19 protein-coding genes and 1 pseudogene are annotated in these 19,239 nt (G+C 72.4%); 8 read left to right on the forward strand and 12 right to left on the reverse strand.

Features of this window, described 5'->3' with window-relative positions; genetic code table 11:
* Positions 1-176 precede the first annotated feature (176 nt).
* From AMK26_RS08415 to AMK26_RS08430, 4 genes are all read left to right on the forward strand, one after another.
* Positions 177-887, forward strand: coding sequence for a phosphatase PAP2 family protein (locus tag AMK26_RS08415; protein ID WP_073753726.1), 711 nt, complete (start codon positions 177-179; stop codon positions 885-887).
* Complete coding sequence (locus tag AMK26_RS08420; protein WP_073753728.1) at positions 880-1,791, forward strand: decaprenyl-phosphate phosphoribosyltransferase; 912 nt, start codon at positions 880-882, stop codon at positions 1,789-1,791. The genes AMK26_RS08415 and AMK26_RS08420 overlap by 8 nt, the downstream gene beginning before the upstream one ends.
* Before the next feature lie 86 nt (positions 1,792-1,877).
* A complete protein-coding gene (locus AMK26_RS08425; RefSeq protein ID WP_107420896.1) occupies positions 1,878-2,282 on the forward strand; it encodes a GtrA family protein in 405 nt (134 codons plus the stop codon).
* 9 nt (positions 2,283-2,291) lie between these two features.
* The gene (locus AMK26_RS08430; protein ID WP_073753732.1) at positions 2,292-3,209 is read left to right on the forward strand and encodes a YihY/virulence factor BrkB family protein; all 918 of its coding nucleotides are present in this window, start codon (positions 2,292-2,294) and stop codon (positions 3,207-3,209) included.
* Here the strand turns inward: AMK26_RS08430 and AMK26_RS08435 are convergent.
* On the reverse strand, positions 3,151-4,425 hold the full coding sequence (locus AMK26_RS08435) for a D-alanyl-D-alanine carboxypeptidase family protein (RefSeq protein ID WP_241837832.1): 1,275 nt from the start codon (positions 4,423-4,425) through the stop codon (positions 3,151-3,153). The two genes, AMK26_RS08430 and AMK26_RS08435, sit on opposite strands and share 59 nt — an antisense overlap.
* An 85-nt stretch (positions 4,426-4,510) precedes the next feature.
* On the opposite strand from AMK26_RS08435, the gene AMK26_RS08440 reads away from it, so the two are divergent.
* From AMK26_RS08440 to AMK26_RS08450, 3 genes are all read left to right on the forward strand, one after another.
* Positions 4,511-4,762, forward strand: coding sequence for an SCO4848 family membrane protein (locus tag AMK26_RS08440; RefSeq protein ID WP_073753736.1), 252 nt, complete (start codon positions 4,511-4,513; stop codon positions 4,760-4,762).
* 11 nt (positions 4,763-4,773) lie between these two features.
* Entirely contained in the window at positions 4,774-6,276 is a 1,503-nt protein-coding gene (locus AMK26_RS08445) for a metallophosphoesterase (RefSeq protein WP_073753738.1), read from the forward strand.
* Between the two features lie 90 nt (positions 6,277-6,366).
* The gene (locus AMK26_RS08450; RefSeq protein ID WP_073753740.1) at positions 6,367-7,920 is read left to right on the forward strand and encodes an ABC transporter substrate-binding protein; all 1,554 of its coding nucleotides are present in this window, start codon (positions 6,367-6,369) and stop codon (positions 7,918-7,920) included.
* Here AMK26_RS08450 and AMK26_RS08455 read toward each other — a convergent pair.
* The 11 genes and pseudogenes from AMK26_RS08455 to AMK26_RS08505 form a co-directional block, all read right to left on the reverse strand.
* Entirely contained in the window at positions 7,907-8,659 is a 753-nt protein-coding gene (locus AMK26_RS08455; RefSeq protein WP_073753742.1) for a TetR/AcrR family transcriptional regulator, read from the reverse strand. The genes AMK26_RS08450 and AMK26_RS08455 overlap by 14 nt on opposite strands.
* 11 nt (positions 8,660-8,670) lie before the next feature.
* Positions 8,671-8,931: pseudogene (locus AMK26_RS37630) on the reverse strand (hypothetical protein); the annotation flags it as partial.
* 42 nt (positions 8,932-8,973) lie between these two features.
* The gene (locus AMK26_RS08465; RefSeq protein WP_073753744.1) at positions 8,974-9,264 is read right to left on the reverse strand and encodes a hypothetical protein; all 291 of its coding nucleotides are present in this window, start codon (positions 9,262-9,264) and stop codon (positions 8,974-8,976) included.
* A gap of 186 nt (positions 9,265-9,450) precedes the next feature.
* The gene (locus tag AMK26_RS08470; RefSeq protein WP_143608480.1) at positions 9,451-11,538 is read right to left on the reverse strand and encodes a DUF4132 domain-containing protein; all 2,088 of its coding nucleotides are present in this window, start codon (positions 11,536-11,538) and stop codon (positions 9,451-9,453) included.
* Between the two features lie 73 nt (positions 11,539-11,611).
* Entirely contained in the window at positions 11,612-11,803 is a 192-nt protein-coding gene (locus AMK26_RS08475) for a ferredoxin (protein WP_073753748.1), read from the reverse strand.
* 11 nt (positions 11,804-11,814) lie between these two features.
* Positions 11,815-13,005 (reverse strand): cytochrome P450, encoded by a 1,191-nt coding sequence (locus AMK26_RS08480; protein WP_073753750.1) that lies wholly within the window; start codon positions 13,003-13,005, stop codon positions 11,815-11,817.
* Positions 13,006-13,183: 178 nt separating this feature from the next.
* On the reverse strand, positions 13,184-13,942 hold the full coding sequence (locus tag AMK26_RS08485; protein WP_073753752.1) for a succinate dehydrogenase iron-sulfur subunit: 759 nt from the start codon (positions 13,940-13,942) through the stop codon (positions 13,184-13,186).
* On the reverse strand, positions 13,942-15,696 hold the full coding sequence (gene sdhA / locus AMK26_RS08490) for a succinate dehydrogenase flavoprotein subunit (RefSeq protein WP_073753754.1): 1,755 nt from the start codon (positions 15,694-15,696) through the stop codon (positions 13,942-13,944). Before sdhA ends, AMK26_RS08485 begins: the two co-directional genes overlap by 1 nt.
* 22 nt (positions 15,697-15,718) lie before the next feature.
* Positions 15,719-16,198, reverse strand: coding sequence for a succinate dehydrogenase hydrophobic membrane anchor subunit (locus tag AMK26_RS08495; protein WP_073753756.1), 480 nt, complete (start codon positions 16,196-16,198; stop codon positions 15,719-15,721).
* 8 nt (positions 16,199-16,206) lie between these two features.
* Positions 16,207-16,587 (reverse strand): succinate dehydrogenase, cytochrome b556 subunit, encoded by a 381-nt coding sequence (gene sdhC / locus AMK26_RS08500; RefSeq protein WP_073753758.1) that lies wholly within the window; start codon positions 16,585-16,587, stop codon positions 16,207-16,209.
* 135 nt (positions 16,588-16,722) lie between these two features.
* Positions 16,723-17,382: a 2-oxo-4-hydroxy-4-carboxy-5-ureidoimidazoline decarboxylase gene (locus AMK26_RS08505; RefSeq protein WP_079277499.1), complete on the reverse strand. Its 660-nt coding sequence runs from the start codon at positions 17,380-17,382 to the stop codon at positions 16,723-16,725.
* Positions 17,383-17,527: 145 nt separating this feature from the next.
* Here AMK26_RS08505 and AMK26_RS08510 point away from each other — a divergent pair, with 145 nt between their 5' ends.
* Positions 17,528-19,195 carry a beta-N-acetylhexosaminidase gene (locus tag AMK26_RS08510; protein ID WP_073753760.1) on the forward strand — a complete coding sequence of 556 codons (1,668 nt, stop codon included), beginning with the start codon at positions 17,528-17,530 and terminating at the stop codon, positions 19,193-19,195.
* The last annotated feature ends 44 nt before the right edge of the window (positions 19,196-19,239 follow it).

Here is a 19,239-nt window from a genome sequence, read left to right on the forward strand (position 1 = left end):
ACGGGACCGTATCGCCGGATCCGGGGCATTTGAGGGCTTTGTCGGCTGAGTCGCCCGGCTCGCCGAAATGGGTGATTAAACGAGTGTCATGAAAGATTGCCGCGTCCTCGGGCGGACGGCGCGCCAGAGTCGGCCCTGGTGCACCCGTCCACGGACGAGGAAAGGGGTGGCGGAGGATGCGATACGCGGGGGCCGACCGGTCGCTGCTGAGCGCGCTGCACGCCTACGGGCGCCGCCGGCCGGCGGTGGCGGCGACCGCCCGGACGTTGTCGTACGCCGGCGAACACGCCGCGCTCTGGCTGGCTGCCGGCCTCGTCGGCGCCGCCACCGACCGTCCGCGCCGGGGCGCCTGGCTCCGCGCCACCACCCTCACGGCCACGGCCCACCTGGCCGGCATGTCCCTGAAACGCCTGGCACGCCGCCCCCGTCCCGCCACCCTGACCGGCTCCTGCGCGTGCGCCGGGGTCCCGGGCGGCCCCGCCCACCACGACCGGCACGGCCCCGGCGACGCGACCGGGTCGGGGGCGACCGGGTCGGCGGGGTGTTGCGGGTGCGGTGACGGGGTGGGCGGCGGCGGCCACGCGCGGGGGCTGTTCAGACCGGTTGTGGGGCGGTACTCGTTTCCGAGTTCGCATGCCGCCGGGGCGGTCGCGGCGGCGGTGGCGTTCGGGGCGTTGCGGCCGGGCGTTCGGCGCCTCGGGCTGCCCGTGGCGGCGGCGATGGGGCTGTCCCGGCTCGTCGTGGGCGTGCACTACCCGACCGACGTGGCCGCCGGTGCCCTGCTGGGTGCCGTGACGGCGCGGCTGGGGCGGCGCTGGGTCCTGCGGGACGGGGCGGATCGTTTCTGCATGGGCGCCGCCCGGCACCCGGGGCACCGCCGTGGGTGAGCCGACCGTCGCGGCGGCCGTCACCCGCCCGGTGCCCCAGGCGGTCGTGCTGCCGCTCGGGCTCGTACGGGCCGCGCGGCCCCGCCAGTGGGTCAAGAACGTCCTCGTGGCCGCCGCGCCCGCCGCCGCGGGTCAGCTCGCGTCCCGGCACACCGTCCTCCAACTCGGCATCGTCTTCATGCTGTTCACCGCCGCGGCCGCCGCCGTCTACCTGATCAACGACGCCCGCGACGCCGACGCCGACCGCGCCCACCCCGTCAAGTGCCGCCGCCCCGTCGCCGCCGGGGACGTCCCCGTGTCCGTGGCATACGGGAGCGGCGGCATCCTCGCGCTCGGGGCGCTCGTCGGCGGCGCCGCGCTGTGCAACGAGCTGACGGCCGCGCTGCTGGCCGCGTACCTCGTCATGCAGCTCGCCTACTGCCTCCGCCTCAAGCACGTCCTCGTCGTCGACCTCGCCGTCGTCACGACCGGCTTCGTGATGCGCGCCATGATCGGCGGGGTGGCGCTCGGCATTCCGCTCTCGCGCTGGTTCCTCATCACCACCGGCTTCGGTGCCCTCTTCATGGTCGCCGCCAAGCGCTATTCGGAGGCCGTGCAGATGGCGGGCCGGGGTGGCGAAACCCGCGTCCTGCTCAACGAGTACACGACCGGCTACCTCCGCTTCGTCTGGCAGCTCGCCGCCGGCGTCGCCGTGCTCGGCTACTGCCTCTGGGCCCTGGAACACAGCGGCACCTGGCGCCAGCTCTCCACCATCGCCTTCATCCTCGCCGTCCTCCGCTACGCCGTCTTCGCCGACCGCGGCACCGCCGGCGCCCCCGAGGACGTCGTCCTGCGCGACCGCCCCCTCGCCGTCATCGGGCTCGCGTGGCTGTCGATGTACGGGATGGCGGTGGCGGACCTGTGAGGAGGGGGCCGGTGAGGAGGGGACCTGTGAGGCTTGGGCGTGTGAGGCGTGGTCCTGTGTGGAGTGGGCCTGTGAGGCGGGAGCCAGTGGCGAGGCAGCCTGTGCTGGGACGCGAGGTGGCGGGATTCCTGGGCGTGGGCGCCCTCGCGTACGCCGCCGACCTCGCCCTCTTCCTCCTCCTCCGCCCCCACCTCGACCCCCTCCCCGCCAAGGCCCTCGCCTTCCTCGCCGGCTGCACCGTCGCGTACCTCGGCAACGCCCTCGGTACGTACCGCCGCCGGAGCATCCACCTCCGCCAGTACGGGGCGTTCTTCGGCGTCAATCTCGCGGGCGCGGCCGTGCAGTTGGCGTGCCTCGGCGTGTCGCACTACGGGCTCGGGCTCACGTCCCCGCTCGCCGACACCGTCTCCGGGCTCGGCGTGGGCATGGTCCTCGCCACCTGCCTGCGCTTCTGGGGGACACGCGCACTCGTCTTCGGGGCGAGAGGGTAGGCGCACCTCATGGACTGGCTGACCAAGCTCCCCGTCATCGGCCCCTGGGCCGCCCGCCTCATGCGTACGCACGCCTGGCGCTCGTACGAGACCCTCGACGAGGCCCACTGGACCCGCCTGGCCGCCGCCATCACCTTCATCAGCTTCCTGGCGCTCTTCCCGCTGATCACCGTCGCCGCCGCCGTCGGCGCCGCGCTCCTCAGCGCCGAACAGCTGCGCGACATCGAGGACAAGCTCGCCGAGCAGGTTCCCGGCATCTCCGAGCAGCTCGACCTCGACACGCTCGTCACCAACGCGGGCCCCGTCGGACTCGTCGCGGGCGCCTTCCTCCTCTTCACCGGCATCGGCTGGGTGGGCTCCATGCGCGACTGCCTGCGCGCGGTGTGGGGGATCGACGACTGCGACGACGACAACCCCTTCGTACGCAAGGGCAAGGACGCCGTGATCCTGCTCGGCCTCGGCGCGATCGGCCTCGGCTCGCTCGCCGCCTCCGGCCTCGGCTCCACCGCCGTCGGCTGGACCGCCGAACGGCTCGGGATCTCCGGCGGCGGCGCCGGTGGCGTACTCCTCCAGACCGGCGCCCTCGCGGTCGCCGTCCTCGCCGACTTCCTGATCCTGCTGTACGTCCTGACGCTGCTGCCCGGCGTCCAGCCGCCGCGCCGCCGCCTCGTCGTGGCGGGGCTGATCGGCGCGGTCGGCTTCGAGGCGCTGAAGCTGCTGCTCGGCGGCTATATGAAGGGCGTGGCGGCGAAGTCGATGTACGGGGCGTTCGGGGTGCCCGTCGCGCTCCTGCTGTGGATCAACTTCACCGCCAAGCTGCTGCTGTTCTGCGCCGCGTGGACGGCCACCGGCTCCAGGGCGGCGGCCGCTACCGCTCAGTGTGACGACGACGGCGTACGAGATCGGGAAGCGGCCAGCGGCGGTTGACCAGGAACGCCCCGCCCGCCAGCAGCGCCAGCACCCCGCCGGTCACCGCCAGCGCCGTCCCGGCCCCGCCGGAGCCGCCGGCCGCCGCGACCGTCGCCTTGCCGTTGCCCTCACCGGCGGCCTGGTCGCCGCCGCCCGGGCCGGTCTGCGCGTTCCCGCCGCTCTCGCCCGTCCCCGGGCCGGTCTGCGCCGACTTCGGCGGCACCAGCTCGCCGACCGGCTTCACCTTCCCGGCCGCCGAGAACCCCCAGTCCAGCAGACGCGCCGCCTCCTTGTAGACGGCGTGGCCCTCCTTCGCCGACGGGTTCATGACGGTGACCAGCAGCACCCTGCCGTTCCGCTCGGCGACACCGGTGAAGGTGGCGCCCGCGTGCGTCGTGCTGCCGTTCTTGACGCCGGCGATGCCCTGGTACGCGGGAATGCCGTAGTCGCCCGTCAGCAGCCGGTTGGTGTTCTGGATCTCGAACGTCGACCGTTTCTTGTTGCCGGGCTTGACCTCCCCGGGGAACTTCGCTCGGGGCGTGGAGCAGTACTCCCGGAAGTCCCTGTTCTGCATGCCGCTGCGCGCGATGAGCGTGAGGTCGTACGCGGACGAGACCTGGCCGACGGCGTCGTACCCGTCCGGGGAGACGACGTGCGTGTCGAGCGCCTGCAGCTCGGCGGCGCGGTCGTTCATGTCCTTCACGGTCTTGGCGATGCCGCCGTTCATCGACGACAGGACGTGCACGGCGTCGTTGCCGGAGCGGAGGAAGACGCCCAGCCACAGGTCGTGGACGGTGTAGCTCTGCTTCTCCTTCACCCCGACGAGGCTGGAGCCCTCGCCGACCTTCGCGAGCTCCTCGGCGGTGACCACATGCGTCTGTGTCCTGGGGAGCTTGGGCAGCACCGTGTCCGCGAACAGCATCTTCAGGGTGGAGGCGGGAGGCAGCCGCCAGTGGGCGTTGTGCGCGGCCAGCACGTCGCCGCTCTCCGCGTCCGCCACGATCCAGGAGCGGCCCGTCACCTCCTTGGGCAGCACGGGCACGCCGGGGGCCAGGTTCACCTGCGTGCCGGGCCTGCCCAGCTTCACCCCGCCGACCGTGGACATGGCGGCGGGCGGCTGCGGCTGCTTGTCCTCCTTGTCCGCCGGCGGGCTCGCCAGGGCCGGAGCGGCGGTGAGGACGGGCAGCAGCGCGGCGGCGGCGACCGTCAGCGCGGTCTTTCTCAGAGCGGACACGGTCGAGAACGTACAGGGAGGCTTCGCGGAAGCCGACACCACACCCCGCAGGAGGCCCCCGAGCGGTGGCGGCGATACTGAACCCATGAAGCTCAGCCGCTCCGCCTCCTGGTTCCTGCTCGCTTTCGGGGTGTGGAGCTGGTTCATCTGGATCACTTTCGTCAAGAATCTCTGGAACGACGCGAGCGGTCTCGCCTTCGACGACGCGGGCGACCCGACTGCCTACTTCTGGGTCCATCTGCTGCTCGCCGTGACGTCCTTTGTTCTGGGGACGGTGGTGGGCGTCATCGGGTTGCGTGGCGTGCGCGCGTTGCGCCGCGGCTCACGCCACGCATAGGGGGTTGGGCTGTGCTGCTGGTCCTGCTGGTGCTCGTCGCTGTCCTCGGCCTGCTGGGCGCCGTGCACTGGTACGTATGGCGTCGCCTGGTGCGCGATGTGACGGTGCCGGGCGGTGTGGCGCGGCGGGTGGGCACGGTCGCGCTGATCGTGCTGCCGCTGCTGTCGGTGGGCGCGCTGACGGCCGGGCGGGCCGGGGCGCCGTTCCCGCTCCAGCAGGTGGTGGCCTGGCCGGGCTTCCTGTGGCTGGCGCTGCTGCTGTACGTGGTCCTCGCCCTGGTGGTGGGTGAGGCGATACGCCCCCTCCTGCGCCGCGCCCTGGACCGCCGGGCGCCCGGAACGCCCGGAGCGCCGACCGCCGGAGCGCCGGCCTCCGTGGCGCCCGCGCCCGGCACGCCCGCGGCGCCCGGCGCGTCCCCGGTACCGGCCGGCCGCGGCACCCCGCCGGGTCACTCCGCGCCGGGGACACCCTCGCCCGGCGCACCCGCTTCCGCGCCCGGGGGTCCTGCTGCCGCCGGCGCCCCGACCCTCACCGCCCCGACCGCCACCGCGCCGGAGGAACCCGCCCCCGCGACCACCGCCCCCGCGACCACCGTCCGCGCGGCCGCCGCCCCGGAGGTCCGCGCGCCCGGGGGGACGGGCGTCGACGACGTACCGCCCGCCACCGCGTCCGCGAAGGACGGCCCTGCCGTCTCCCGGCGGCTGTTCGTGTCGCGGGTCGTCGGCGGGGCCGCGGCGGCTGCGGCCGTGGGCACCGTCGGGTACGGGACCTACGGGGTCCTGCGGGGGCCGCGCGTCAAGCGGGTCACCGTGCCGCTCGCCAAGCTGGGGCGTGCCGCGCACGGGTACCGGATCGCGGTGGTGAGCGACATCCACCTGGGGCCCATCCTGGGGCGGGCCCACACCCAGCGCATCGTGGACGCGATCAACGCCACCCAGCCGGACCTCGTCGCGGTCGTCGGCGACCTGGTCGACGGCAGCGTCGAGAACCTGGGCCAGGCCGCCGAGCCGCTCGCGCAGCTCCGGGCCCGGGACGGGTCGTTCTTCGTGACCGGCAACCACGAGTACTTCTCCGGGGCCGAGGAGTGGGTCGACCACGTACGCGAACTGGGCCTGCGCCCGCTGCGCAACGAGCGCGTCGAGACGGCCGGGTTCGACCTCGCCGGGGTCAACGACGTCGCGGGCGAGAACTACGGCGACGGCCCCGACTTCGCCGCCGCCCTCGGCGACCGCGACCGGGCGCGCGCCGCCGTGCTGCTTGCGCACCAGCCGGTCGTCATCCACGACGCCGTACGGCACGGGGTGGACCTCCAGCTGTCCGGCCACACCCACGGCGGTCAGCTCTGGCCCGGCAACTTCCTCGCCGAGCTCGCCAACCCCACCGTCGCCGGGCTCGAACAGTACGGCGACACCCAGCTGTACGTGTCCCGGGGCGCGGGCGCCTGGGGGCCGCCCGTCCGGGTGGGCGCGCCCTCCGACATCACGGTCGTTCAACTGGCGTCCACACAAGCATGATGACGGTGTGAAAGTTCAGCCTTCCACAATTCAACAGCGTGTGATTGGGTGACTCCGTCGCGGCAGGGGTGGCGTGAAGGGAATCACGGCATGCGGTCGGTGCGTTTACGAGTCCTCGTCATCTGCGTCCTGTTGCTGGCGGCCGGAATCGGGGGCTGGCAGTTACTTCCCTCGGCCGGCGGCCGGGACGACCCGATCACCGTCGGCACGACGGACGAGGTGACGTCCCTGGATCCCGCCGGGGCCTACGACGCCGGCTCCTGGGCCCTGTACAGCAACGTCTTCCAGTCGCTGCTGACCTTCGAGCCCGGCGCCACCGTCCCCGTCCCGGACGCCGCCCTCGCCTGTGAGTTCACCGGGATGAACCTCCAGACGTACCGGTGCGTGCTCCGCGACGACCTGCGCTTCGCAAATGGCCGCAAGGTCACCGCCGAGGACGTCAAGCACTCCTTCGAGCGGGTGCTCGCCATAAGGTCGGACGTCGGTCCGCGGGCGCTCTTCCCCGACCTCCGGCGCGTCGACGCCGACGGTCTGACGGTCACCTTCCACCTCGGCGCCCGCGACGCGACGTTCCCGCAGAAGCTCGCCACCGGCGCCGGCGCGATCGTCGACCGCACCCTGTACCCGAAGGACGCGCTGCGCGAGGGCCATGGCGTCGACGGCTCGGGCCCGTACGTCCTCACCGCGTACGAGCCGGGCAGTCGCGCCCTCCTGGAACCCAACCCCCGCTACAAGGGCGCCATCCGCAAGCCCGGCGGCCCGGTGGAGATCAGGTACTTCAAGGACTCCGACGGGCTCGCCGCCGCCTGGACGGCCCGCGAGGTCGACGTCACCCACCGCCAGTTGCCACCGAAGACGCTGTCCGAGCTGGACCCGAGCGCGGACGGCGTCCAGATGACGGAGGCCGACAGCCCCGAGATCCGCAACCTCGTCTTCAACCTGCGTGCCGGCTCGCCGATGGCGGACAAGGCGGTACGCAAGGCCGTCGCCGCGCTCGTCGACCGGTCCCGGATCGTCACCGGCGCGTACCACTCCACCGTGGAGCCCCTCTACTCCCTGATCCCCAAGGGCTTCCCCGGCCACAACACCGCCTTCCACGACGAGAATCCGGAGCCCAGTGCGGAACGGGCGAGGAAGCTGCTGCGGGACGCGGACGTCGAGACGCCGGTCCGGTTCACCTACGCCCACCGCGCCGGACCCACGTACGCCGCCGAAGCCGCCGAGCTGCGCAGGCAGCTTCAGGCCGGGGGACTGTTCGAGGTGAAGGTCGTCGAGGTGGAGTGGAAGGCCTTCCAGAGGGGGTACGCGAAGGGCGCGTACGACGCGTACGGGCTGGGCTGGCTGCCGGACTTCCCCGACCCCGACAGCTTCACCGAGCCCCTCGTCGGGCGTGGGAACACCCTCCACAACGGGTACGCGAGCCCCAGTGTGGACCGGCTGATCGCCTCCACCCAGCAGTACGGCGACCGGGGCCGGGCCATGAGCGACTTCGAGTCGATCCAGTGGCAGGTGGCGGCGGATGTGCCGCTCGTCCCGCTGTGGCAGAAGAAGGACTACGTGGTGAGCACGACCGACGTCGCCGGGTCGCAGTACCTGTCGGACGGCACGGGCATCTGGCGCCTGTGGCAGCTCAACTGGATCTAGGCGCTGTTCTCTTGGCGGCGACCGCGCCCGGCATGAACTCCTCCAGCACCTCGTGCACCTGCCGCACCAGCGGCCGCAGCACCCGGAACCGGGACAGCGCGATCGCCCGCGCGGCGATGGGCGCGGTGCGCTCGACGAGGCGGCGGCTGCGCTCGGTGCCCTCCGTCCGGTCGTACACCCAGAACAGCACCAGGCCCATCTGCATCAGCCACATCAGGTGCGGGAGCTGCCCGGCCAGTTCCGGCGCGGTCTTGGTGTCGGAGCCGGAGAGCACCCGCTCGTGGATGGAGACGGCGGCCTCGCGGGCGGCGACCGACTCGTCCGAGAAGGGGCTGAGCGGGCTCTCGGGGTCGGCGGCGTTCTTGAAGAACTGGGTCGCGAAGGGGTGGTACGGCTCGGCCACGTCCAGCCACGTCAGCAGCGCGTCCCGGATCCGTACCGCGAGGTCCTTGTCGCCCGCGAGGACGGGCTGGACCGCCGCCTCGTGCTCGGCGGCCAGCCGGTCGTAGAAGCCCTGGACCAGGTGCTCCTTGGAGGAGAAGTAGTAGTAGGCGTTGCCGACGGAGACGCCCGCCTCCTGGGCGATGGCCCGCATCGTCGTCTTGTCGTACCCGCGCTCCTGGAAGAGCCGAAGCGCGGTTTCGAGGATGAGGGTGCGGGTCTGCTCGCTCTTGGGGGCCTTGGCGGGCCGGGCGGGCTTCGGCGCCTGGGCGTCCGTCACGTCGTTCACGTCCTTCACGCTGCCCGAGCCTAGTGGGGCGTGTCCGGTACGCCGCACCGGCCGTCCCCGCACCCCCGGCCGCCCGCCGGTGCGAGGACCTCGCGCCACCTGGCGGCGGCGAGGACGGTGGCCCGGGCGAAGGGCATCCCGGCCGGGGTGGCCAGCCAGTGGGCCTTGGACCGGTACTCGGCCAGAGCCCACAGGCAGACGATGAACGCGGCGGTCGAGCGGTAGACCTGGCCGGCGTCCCCGACGACCGTGATCTCCTCCAGCGCGGCCCGGTGGTCCAGGCCGACCGCCTTTGGACATGTTCAAATTGCTGGGGTGGGCGGTCAACCGGCGTGGATCCAGGTCCAGATCGCGAGGGCCGTGGGCGCCGGGCAGGCCAGGGCGCCGGTGAGCAGCAGGCGGGTCGACGGGGCCGTCCGGCGGATGCCGGGCGCGCATGCCAGGGCGATGACGGCGGCGGCGGCACCGGCGACGATCAGGGCGCACCGCAGAAGGAAGCCGCCCATCGGTGCCCCGGCCGCCGCGCCCCAGACCGCCGCCATGGCCACCAGGCACGTCAGCCACGCGAGCGAGGCGAGGGTGACCGCCCACAGCACCGCGGCCAGGACGGCCACGACAGGCCGCCCCCGGCGAGGCCGGGGTGCCGGCCGCCATGGTCCTCGGGGGGTCGCGTATGTGCCGTGGTTCACCGTCAGGTCCTTCCGTGCGCGCGGGTGTGCACCATGCTCGCGGCGGGGACACCGCCACCACATGGGCGCGGATGCTCATCTCCGCACGGGGCCGTACCTACGCGACCGCGGTCACCCGGCCGGTGCCGCCGCCACCTCCGTGAACAGAGCGACGTCCCGCAGCGCCTCCGACAGGACCAGCGGCGGCACCGCCCCCGTCCCGGCCGCCTCCCACGGGGCGCGCGGACCGCCCTGGCCCCGCTCGAAGCGCAGCGCCCCCGTGACGCACCGGGACGCGACGCCCCCGTCCGCGTCCCGCCGGTCCACCAGCTCCAGCGGCAGCACCGCCCGCCACACCGGCTCCGCCCCGGCCGGCAGATCACCGCGCCGGGGCAGCTCCCGCACCATCTCCGTGGCGTACCCGGCGCCGAAGTACCCCAGATGCCCGCCTCCCCAGCCCCGCTCACCCATCAGCGCCCGCACCCGCCCGTACTCCAGGACCCGCCCCCCGGCCGGAACGCCCACGCCCCGGTACACCTCCCGCAGCACCTGCCGGAACGGCTGGCGCGCCGCCCGCTCACCCAGCACCGCCCGCCACTCCCGTATCTCGTCCTCGTCCGCCCGCACCGGGTGCCACAGCCGCAGCCGAGCCCCCGCGCCGACGGGCGTCGCCGTCCCCTCCGCGCCCGCGAGCGCCCACCCGCCGGCCGCCCGCTCCGGCACCCCGGAAACCCAGCCCGTCCCGGCCGCGGACCCGTCCTCGCACACCTCCCACACCAGCGCCCTCGCCAACGGCCCCGTCACCGGATGGTCGGCGTAGTACCGCTCCCAGTCGGCGCCCGGCCATCGCGTGCCCGCCACCAGGTGCTCCTCCAGCCGCGCCCGCTCGGCCGCCAGCAGGGCCCGCAGCCGCTTCGACGCCTCCCGGACGGCCGCCACCCGCTCGCCGTGCTCCTCCCGCACCGCCTTGGGCGCCGACTTCAGCACCTGCCCCTGCGGGCCCCGGAAGCTCAGCGAGGCGGTGGCCGACGGCTCCACCGACAGCACGGCCGTGTACGCCCCCAGCTCCTCCTCCCGCATCCCGCGCGCGTCCAGCCCCAGGGACGGCACCCCGCGCTCGGCGAGCATCGACGGCGTGAGCCCGCTGCGGGCCGCCACCGCGTCGAGGGACGTGGCGATGCCCTTCAGCACCGTCCTGTTGCGGACCCTGCCCTTCAACCGGCCCAGCCACCGCACCGCCTGCTCGCCCTCGGCGCCCTCGAACTCGCCGAGCACCGCCACCGCCCCCGTCGCGATCCGCGCGTCACGGCACCAGCCGCCCGAACCGCCCGTGCCCGTACCCGCGTTGAGGGCCACCCGGCCGATCGCCGGCACCACCCAGCCGCCCCGCAGCGCGGCCGCCGCCCACACCAGGCCCCGCACCAGCCGCTCGTTGCGCTCGCCCGCGATGCCCGCCCACCGCCGGACACCCCACGACTGCGGCGCGACCACCAGATGTTCCGGCTGCTCCGCCATGCCCTCCAGCAGGGCCCGTACGACCTCCTCGCCCCGCTCCGCCTCCGCCAGCAGCTCGGCGGCCCGCTTCCGCCACCGCTTGGTGGCGCGCGTCTTGTCCTGGCCGGCGCAGTGCTCCAGGAACGCGACCACCCCCGGGCCGCCCAGCAGCCCGGTGTGCTCGGCCCGCATCCGGGGCCCGTAGTCGTCCTCGTCGTCCAGCAGGGTGGCCGGCAGGCCCGTGCCGTCCTCCACGTCCGGCCCGATCAGGGCGTCCAGCCGCCGCCGTATCACCGCGTTCGTCGCGTCCTCGTCCTGGTCGCCCCAGGCCGACAGCGACGCCGTGCGCGCGGCACGCAGAAGCATCCGGTCGCAACCGCCGGACTCCACCGCGGCGGACAGGGGCAGCAGCATCAAGGGCGCGAACTGCTGGAGCAGTTGCTGTGGATCGACCAGCGCCTCCGCACCCACCAGCCGGCGCAGCAGCTCGTCCGCCTCCGCGGCCGACCACCCCAGCCGCCGTGTCGACAGCCACGACACCGCCCACTCGTTGCCCCGGCCGGCGCCGCTGCGGCACAGCTTCTCGTGGAACCACAGCGCCGCCCGCCGCTGCTCCGCCACCGTCAGCGACTGCAGCAGCTCCTGCACCTCGGCGCCGCCCCCGGTGCGCTCCCGCACCCCCGCCTCGTACAGCCTGACTTCCAGGCTCTTCTCGGTCCCCACCATGACCACGACGGTAGGGCACGGCACTGACAACCCGGCCGACCCGGCGGGGCGGCGCCCCGCCGGGTGGTCACCGTCAGGTCGCCACCTTGATGGCACCCACCGGGCACGCCCGGGCCGCCTCCCGCACCAGCGGGCTCCCGGCGCCGTCCTCGCCGCCCGGCACCAGCTCGCTGAACCCGTCGTCGTCCTGGGTGAAGACCGCCGGCGCGGTCAGGGCGCACTGCCCGGCACCGATGCAGACGCCCTTGTCGATCACAATGTCCATCACAACCGCCCTCACCATGTGACGGGGAGCTCCAGCATCCCCTGGATCGTGTCCCCCGGTTTGAACGGGATCTCCCCGGCCGGCGCCGCCAGGCGCAGCCCCGGCAGCCGCTCGAAGAGCGTCCGCAGCGCGATCTCCATCTCGGCCCGCGCCAGGTTCTGCCCCAGGCACTGGTGGATGCCGAAGCCGAACGCGACATGGTGGCGGGCGGACCGGTGCCAGTCCAGCGTGTCGGGTTCGGCGTACGCGGAGGTGTCCCGGTTGATCACCGACGTCGAGAAGACGACGCCGTCGTCCGCCCGGATCGTCACCCCCGCGATGTCGATGTCCTCCCGCGCCACCCGCAGCATCCCGTCGGCGATGGACAGGAACCGCAGCAGCTCCTCCACGGCGGTGGGCATCAGCGCCGGGTCGGCCTTCAGCTCGGCCAGCTGCTCCGGGTGCTGGAGCAGCGTGAACGTACCCAGCGAGATCATGTTCGCCGTGGTCTCGTGACCTGCCACGAGCAGGATGGTGGCCAGCTCGATGAGCAGCTGCTTGTCGAGCCGGCCCTCGGCGAGCTGCTGTGCGACCAGGTCGTCGAGGACGCCGTCCCCGCGTTTGTCGCGTTTACGCTCGATCAGATCGCCGAGGTAGCCCTCCAACTGCTCACGGGCGTCCTCGATGTCCCGCGCCGCCGGGCCGCGCAGCAGCCGGCGCGACTGCTCCTCGAAGAAGTCGTGGTCGGCGTACGGCACGCCCAGCAGGTCGCAGATGACGATGGACGGCACCGGCAGGGCGAAGTCGGACACCAGCTCGGCCGGCGGGCCCTGGGCGACCATGGCGTCGATCAGCTCGTCCACCGTCCGCTGGATGCGCGGCCGCAGGTCGGCCGTGCGCTTGAGCGTGAAGCTCGGGATGAGCATCCGCCGCTGCGCGTTGTGCTCGGGGTCGTCCACGCCCAGCAGGGCGGCACGGCGGCGGCTGCGTACGGCCGCGAAGCGCTCCGTGGGGGCCGGGAACGCCTCATGGGTGGAGTCGGTGGACAGCCGCTGGTCGGACAGGAGTCGGCGGGCGGTGGCGTGCCCGGTGACCATCCACACCGAGCGGCCGTCGTAGAGCGTGACCCGGGACAGTGGGCGCGACTCGCGCAGCGGTGCGTAGGCGGTGGGCGGGTGGTAGGGGCAGGAGCGGTCCTGGGGGAACGCGACGGCTTCCGTCATGGGGACCTCGCGGGGGGTGAGTCGGATTGCCGATCTCCACTACATGCCCGAGGCATCCATCTGGTCTACGCGTAGTTCGGCCAAACCACCGGTATGGGCGACGCGCACGCCGCAGGGCCCGCTCCCTCACGGGAGCGGGCCCTGCGGCGAGACGCCGGAAAGCGGACGCCGGGAGGTGTCAGTAGCGGCGCGTGATCAGCGCGCGCTTCACTTCCTGGATCGCCTTGGTGACCTCGATACCGCGCGGGCAGGCGTCCGTGCAGTTGAACGTGGTGCGGCAGCGCCACACGCCGTCCTTGTCGTTGAGGATCTCCAGCCGCTGCTCACCGGCCTCGTCGCGCGAGTCGAAGATGAAGCGGTGGGCGTTGACGATCGCGGCCGGACCGAAGTACTGGCCGTCGTTCCAGAACACCGGGCAGGACGACGTGCACGCGGCGCACAGGATGCACTTGGTGGTGTCGTCGAACCGCTCGCGGTCCTCGGCGGACTGCAGCCGCTCACGCGTCGGCTCGTTGCCCTTGGTGACGAGGAAGGGCATGACGTCGCGGTACGCCTGGAAGAACGGCTCCATGTCCACGACCAGGTCCTTGAGGACCGTCAGGCCCTTTATGGCCTCGACCGTGATGGGCTTGTCCGGGTTGATGTCCTTGATCAGCGTCTTGCAGGCGAGCCTGTTCTTGCCGTTGATCCGCATCGCGTCGGAGCCGCAGATGCCGTGCGCGCAGGAGCGCCGGAAGGTCAGCGAGCCGTCGACGTCCCACTTGATCTTGTGGAGGGCGTCGAGGACACGCTCCTTGGGGTCGATCTCGATCTGGAAGTCCTGCCACTGCGCCTCGTCCGAGACCTCCGGGTTGAACCGGCGGATCCGGAAGGTCACCGTGATGTAGGGGGAGGCGGCGGAGTCCGCCTCGACCTTGTCCAGTACGGGGGTAGCCATCAGTACTTACGCTCCATCGGCTGGTAGCGGGTCTGGACGACGGGCTTGTAGTCGAGACGCACGGTCTCGGAGCCGTCGGCGCCGACCTCGCGGTACGCCATGGTGTGGCGCATGAAGTTGACGTCGTCGCGGTTCGGGTAGTCCTCGCGGTAGTGACCGCCGCGGGACTCCTTGCGGGCCAGTGCCGAGACGGCCATGACCTCGGCCAGGTCGAGCAGGTTGCCCAGCTCGATGGCCTCCAGCAGGTCCGTGTTGAACCGCTTGCCCTTGTCCTGGATGGCCACGTTCTTGTACCGCTCGCGCAGCTCGGCGATCTTCTCGACCGCCGTCTTGATCGTCTGCTCGGTGCGGAACACCATCACGTTGGCGTCCATGGTCTCCTGCAGCTCCTTGCGCAGCACCGAGACCCGCTCGCTGCCGGTGGAGTTGCGCAGGCGCTCGACCTGGTCCCGTACGAAGGAGGCGGGGTCCTCGGGCAGGTCGACGTAGTCGGCCTTGGCCGAGTACTCGGCGGCGGCGATGCCGGCGCGCTTGCCGAAGACGTTGATGTCCAGGAGCGAGTTGGTGCCCAGGCGGTTGGCGCCGTGCACCGACACGCACGCGACCTCGCCGGCGGCGTACAGACCCGGCACGACGGTGGTGTTGTCGGCCAGGACCTCACCCTCGACGTTGGTCGGGATGCCGCCCATCGCGTAGTGCGCGGTCGGCTGGATCGGGATCGGGTCCGTGTAGGGCTCGATGCCGAGGTACGTGCGCGCGAACTCGGTGATGTCCGGGAGCTTGGCGTCCAGCTGCTCCGGCGGCAGGTGGGTGAGGTCCAGGTAGACGTGGTCGCCCTCGGGACCGCAGCCGCGGCCCTCGCGGATCTCCGTGTAGATGGAGCGGGAGACGACGTCACGCGACGCGAGGTCCTTCATGACGGGCGCGTACTTCTCCATGAAGCGCTCGCCGTCCTTGTTGCGGAGGATGCCGCCCTCACCACGGGCGCCCTCCGTCAGCAGGATGCCCATGCGCCAGATGCCCGTCGGGTGGAACTGGAAGAACTCCATGTCCTCCAGCGGCAGGCCGCGCCGGTAGCAGGCGGCCTGGCCGTCACCGGTCAGGGTGTGGGCGTTGGACGTCACCTTGAAGAACTTGCCGGTGCCGCCGGACGCGTAGATCACGGCCTTCGCCTGGAAGACGTGGATCTCGCCGGTGGCCAGCTCGTAGGCGACCACACCGGAGGACGTCTTGACGCCGTCGATCTCGGTGATGAGCTGGTCGAGGACGTAGAACTCGTTGAAGAACTCCACGCCCTCCTTGACGCAGTTCTGGTACAGCGTCTGGAGGATCATGTGGCCGGTGCGGTCCGCGGCGTAGCAGGACCGGCGGACCGGCGCCTCGCCGTGGTTGCGGGAGTGGCCGCCGAAGCGGCGCTGGTCAATCGTCCCGTCCGGGGTCCGGTTGAACGGCAGGCCCATCTTCTCCAGGTCGAGGACGGCGTCGATGGCCTCCTTCGCCAGGATCTCGGCGGCGTCCTGGTCGACCAGGTAGTCACCGCCCTTGACCGTGTCGAAGGTGTGCCACTCCCAGTTGTCCTCCTCCACGTTCGCCAGCGCGGCGGCCATGCCGCCCTGCGCGGCGCCCGTGTGGGAGCGGGTGGGGTAGAGCTTCGTGAGCACGGCGGTACGGCTGCGCTTCGTCGCCTCGATGGCGGCGCGCATGCCCGCGCCACCGGCGCCGACGATGACGGTGTCGTACTTGTGGATCTTCATGCGGATTTCCTCAGCCCCGTGCCTAGCGGATGTTCGGGTCGAAGGTGAAGATCACCAGCGTGCCCAGAAGGATGGTGAACACCGTGGCGGTGTACAGCAGGCCCTTGAGCCACAGGCGCGTGTTCGGGCGCTCGGCGTAGTCGTTGATGACGGTACGCAGGCCGTTGGCGCCGTGCAGCATCGCCAGCCACAGCATCAGCAGGTCCCAGACCTGCCAGAACGGGGACGCCCAGCGGCCCGCCACGAAGGCGAAGCCGATCTTGGAGACGCCGCCGTCCAGGACGAGCTGGATCAGCAGGTGGCCGATGACGAGGACGACCAGCACGATGCCGGACAGGCGCATGAAGAGCCACGCGGCCATCTCGAAGTTGCCACGGGTCGACTTCGGGGTCTTCCCCGTCCGCTTGCGGGGCGGCTCGATGAGGGGAGCCGGGTTGTCGACGTCGTAGAGGCTCTCGTCCTCGACGGGGCCGACGGCGGACTTGGTCAGATCAGTGGACATGTCTGGCGTCAGCTCCCGAACACTTCGCGTACGGCGTGGCCGAGGACGGGGTAGAGGGCGCCCACCATCAGGACGAACCAGATGCCCATCACGGCCCAGAACATCTGCTTCTGGTAGCGCGGGCCCTGGGACCAGAAGTCCACGGCGATCACGCGAAGGCCGTTGAGCGCGTGGAAGAGGATGGCCGCGACAAGGCCGTATTCCAGCAGCGCGACGAGCGGAGTCTTGTAGGTGGCGACGACCTCGTCGTAGGCCTCGGGGGAGACGCGGACGAGAGCGGTGTCCAGCACGTGTACGAACAGGAAGAAGAAGATGAGGACGCCGGTGACTCGATGAGCCACCCACGACCACATGCCTTCCCGGCCGCGGTACAGCGTTCCAGCCGGCACGGAAAAACCCTCCGGGAGCGGGGATCAGGGTCGGCCGGCTTCGATGTCGGTCTGACCCGGCCGGGTACGGTCCACCGGCCCCGGTCATCGTAGCGACGACTTGTCGGTTCCCTCGCCCGGGGTCCTCAGGTGTGATCAAACAGGCACGGACGGGCTACCTGAGGGGCCCGGTCGTCCGATCAGACGGGACAAACGGGCACGAGCCAGGCGCCGCAGCTCGTCGGCGGCGATCGCCCGCTCCTCGTCCCGCTGGTTTCCCAGGCGCGAACGGATACCGGCCAGCGCCTGGTCCAGGTACTCCTCGGGCCGGTGGCCGTCGAGGCAGATCACGAACGCGTGACGGAAGCGGTCCTCGTACGCCGTGCGCGCGGCGTCCCACGCCAGGTGGGCGGCCGCGTGGGTGCCCGGCGGCAGGGCGAACGAGGTCTCGTCGGCCAGCGCCTCGTCGAGGTCGGCGCCGACCAGGTCGTAGCCGGCCTCGTCGGCGGCGGCGAGGAGGGCGTCGAGCGTGGGGTACGGGCGGTGGGCGGCGATCCGCCGCGCCCAGCGGCGGCTGCCGCAGCAGGCGAGCAGCGCGGCCTCGGCGGCACCGGCCGGGGCGGCGTTGAACCGGACGAGCCCTTCGGCTCCTCCGAGGGAGTGGGAGGCGCGGGCCTGGGCAGGTATGGCGCGGGTACGGGTGGCTCCGGGGCGCGCGGTTCCGGGCGCGGCGGTCTCGGGCTGGGGGTGCCGGGGGCGGGCGGTCCCCGCGGTGGGCGGTCGCTTCGGGGCGCCTGCGGTGGAGTCGCCGGCCATCGTGGGCTCCTCGAAAAGGACAGCGGGAGATGAGGGGAAGGTGTGAGGGAAGGGGCACAACGTTACCCAGGGTGAGCGTGCGCTGTACGTGAGATGCGAGAAGTTCACTCGGAAGGGAGAGTTTCCGTACACCCATGGACCGCCCATGGACGGAGGTAAGCGCGTGAACCGGCATTCCACAGGGGGTCTCGTCGCGGCCGTGGTGCTCTCCCTCACGGTCGCGGGCTGCGGGAACGGCGGCGACGGCGACCGGGGCACGGCGGCGCCCGGCACCGCGACGACTCCGGCGGCCACCACCCCGAAGGCCACCACCCCGAAGGCCACCACCCCGAAGGCCACGACCCCCGAGGCGTCGCCGACTCCGTCACCCACACGGACGTATCCGCTCTCCGTCCCGCCCCGCACCATCCCCTCCGTACGCGACCACGAACCCGCCCGCGGCCCCGGCTGGCGGCCCGGCGGCGGCAGCGCGGTCGTCGTCGCCAAGGGCAGCGGCGTCCTCGCGGACGAGGCCCGGCTGCTCGCCGGCGAGCTGAAGACGGCGTACCGCGGCGAGGCCGCCGCCCGCACCGGCGACATCGAGCTGGCGCTGAACACCGGGCAGGCCGGCGGGCCCGAGTCGTACACCCTGACCACCCGGGGCGGACGGGTACGGATATCCGCGCCGGACCAGGCCGGGGTCTTCTACGGCACCCGGACCGTCAAGCAGGCGCTCCGCTCCGGCGGCGCCGTGCCGGAGGGCGTCATCCGCGACCGGCCCGCCAAGCCGCAGCGCGGCCTGAACCTCGACATCGCCCGCAAGCACTTCAGCGCGGCCTGGATCGAGGAGCGGCTGCGCGACATGGCCGACCTCAAGCTCAACCAGCTCGGCCTGCACTTCTCGGACGACCAGGCTTTCCGCATCGAGTCCAGCTCGCACCCCGAGGTGGTCTCCCAGCCGCACCTGACCAAGGCCGAGGTACGCCGCATCGTGGCGCTCGCCAACCGGCTGCACATCAGCGTCGTCCCCGAGATCGACTCGCCCGGACACCTCGGCGCCGTGCTGCGGGCGCACCCGCGGCTCCAGCTGCGCAACGTCCAGGGCACGCCCCGGCAGGGTGCCATCGACATCTCCAAGCCCGAGTCGGCGCGGATCGTCGATGACCTGCTGCGCGAGTACGCCGACCTGTTCCCCGGCCCCTGGTTCCACATCGGCGCCGACGAGTACCAGGCGCTGACCGTGCGCGACCCGGCCGCCTCCTACCCGCAGCTCGCCCGGGCCGCGCGGCAGAAGTACGGCCAGGGCGCGGGCGTCGAGGACCTGGCGACCGGCTGGCTGAACGACCGCGCGGCCGTCGTCAGCGCCGAGAAGAAGAAGGCCAAGGCCTGGAACGACGGCTTCTTCGCCGGAGGCGCGGTGAACGCCCACAAGGACATCGAGGTCGAGTACTGGACGGGCAAGGAGATCGGCGCGCGCGAACCGGTCGAGTACCTGCGCGAGGGCCGCCAGGTGGTGAACCTCAACGACGAGTACCTCTACTACGTGCTCGGCGAGCCGAACCAGTTCACGTACCCCACCGGCCGCCGCATCTACCAGGAGTGGACGCCGCTGGTGCTGCGCGGCTCGTCGGCGGTGCCGGAGCGGTACGCGGACCAGATCCTCGGCGGCCGGTTCGCCGTCTGGTGCGACCTGGCGAACTCCCAGACGGCCGAGCAGGTGGCGAACGGCATCCGGATGCCGCTGCGGGCGGTCGCCCAGAAACTGTGGGACCCGGCCCGGCCACAGCTGACGTGGGAGGACTTCCGGGCACTGGCTGACCGGCTGTCCGGCTGACCGGCTGACCGGCGGCTGAGATACGGTGCGCGGGCGGTACGCGA

The sequence above is a fragment of the Streptomyces sp. CB03234 genome (assembly GCF_001905885.1).
Classification (GTDB): Bacteria; Actinomycetota; Actinomycetes; order Streptomycetales; family Streptomycetaceae; genus Streptomyces.

Coding starts and splice junctions, on each gene's coding strand:
- AMK26_RS08415 (WP_073753726.1), top strand. CDS start 177: ATGCGATACGCGGGGGCCGACCGGTCGCTGCTGAGCGCGCTGCACGCC.
- AMK26_RS08430 (WP_073753732.1), top strand. CDS start 2,292: ATGGACTGGCTGACCAAGCTCCCCGTCATCGGCCCCTGGGCCGCCCGC.
- AMK26_RS08440 (WP_073753736.1), top strand. CDS start 4,511: ATGAAGCTCAGCCGCTCCGCCTCCTGGTTCCTGCTCGCTTTCGGGGTG.
- AMK26_RS08450 (WP_073753740.1), top strand. CDS start 6,367: ATGCGGTCGGTGCGTTTACGAGTCCTCGTCATCTGCGTCCTGTTGCTG.
- AMK26_RS08470 (WP_143608480.1), bottom strand. CDS start 11,538: ATGGTGGGGACCGAGAAGAGCCTGGAAGTCAGGCTGTACGAGGCGGGG.
- AMK26_RS08475 (WP_073753748.1), bottom strand. CDS start 11,803: ATGGACATTGTGATCGACAAGGGCGTCTGCATCGGTGCCGGGCAGTGC.
- AMK26_RS08480 (WP_073753750.1), bottom strand. CDS start 13,005: ATGACGGAAGCCGTCGCGTTCCCCCAGGACCGCTCCTGCCCCTACCAC.
- AMK26_RS08485 (WP_073753752.1), bottom strand. CDS start 13,942: ATGGCTACCCCCGTACTGGACAAGGTCGAGGCGGACTCCGCCGCCTCC.
- sdhA (WP_073753754.1), bottom strand. CDS start 15,696: ATGAAGATCCACAAGTACGACACCGTCATCGTCGGCGCCGGTGGCGCG.
- AMK26_RS08495 (WP_073753756.1), bottom strand. CDS start 16,198: ATGTCCACTGATCTGACCAAGTCCGCCGTCGGCCCCGTCGAGGACGAG.
- AMK26_RS08505 (WP_079277499.1), bottom strand. CDS start 17,382: ATGGCCGGCGACTCCACCGCAGGCGCCCCGAAGCGACCGCCCACCGCG.
- AMK26_RS08510 (WP_073753760.1), top strand. CDS start 17,528: ATGGACGGAGGTAAGCGCGTGAACCGGCATTCCACAGGGGGTCTCGTC.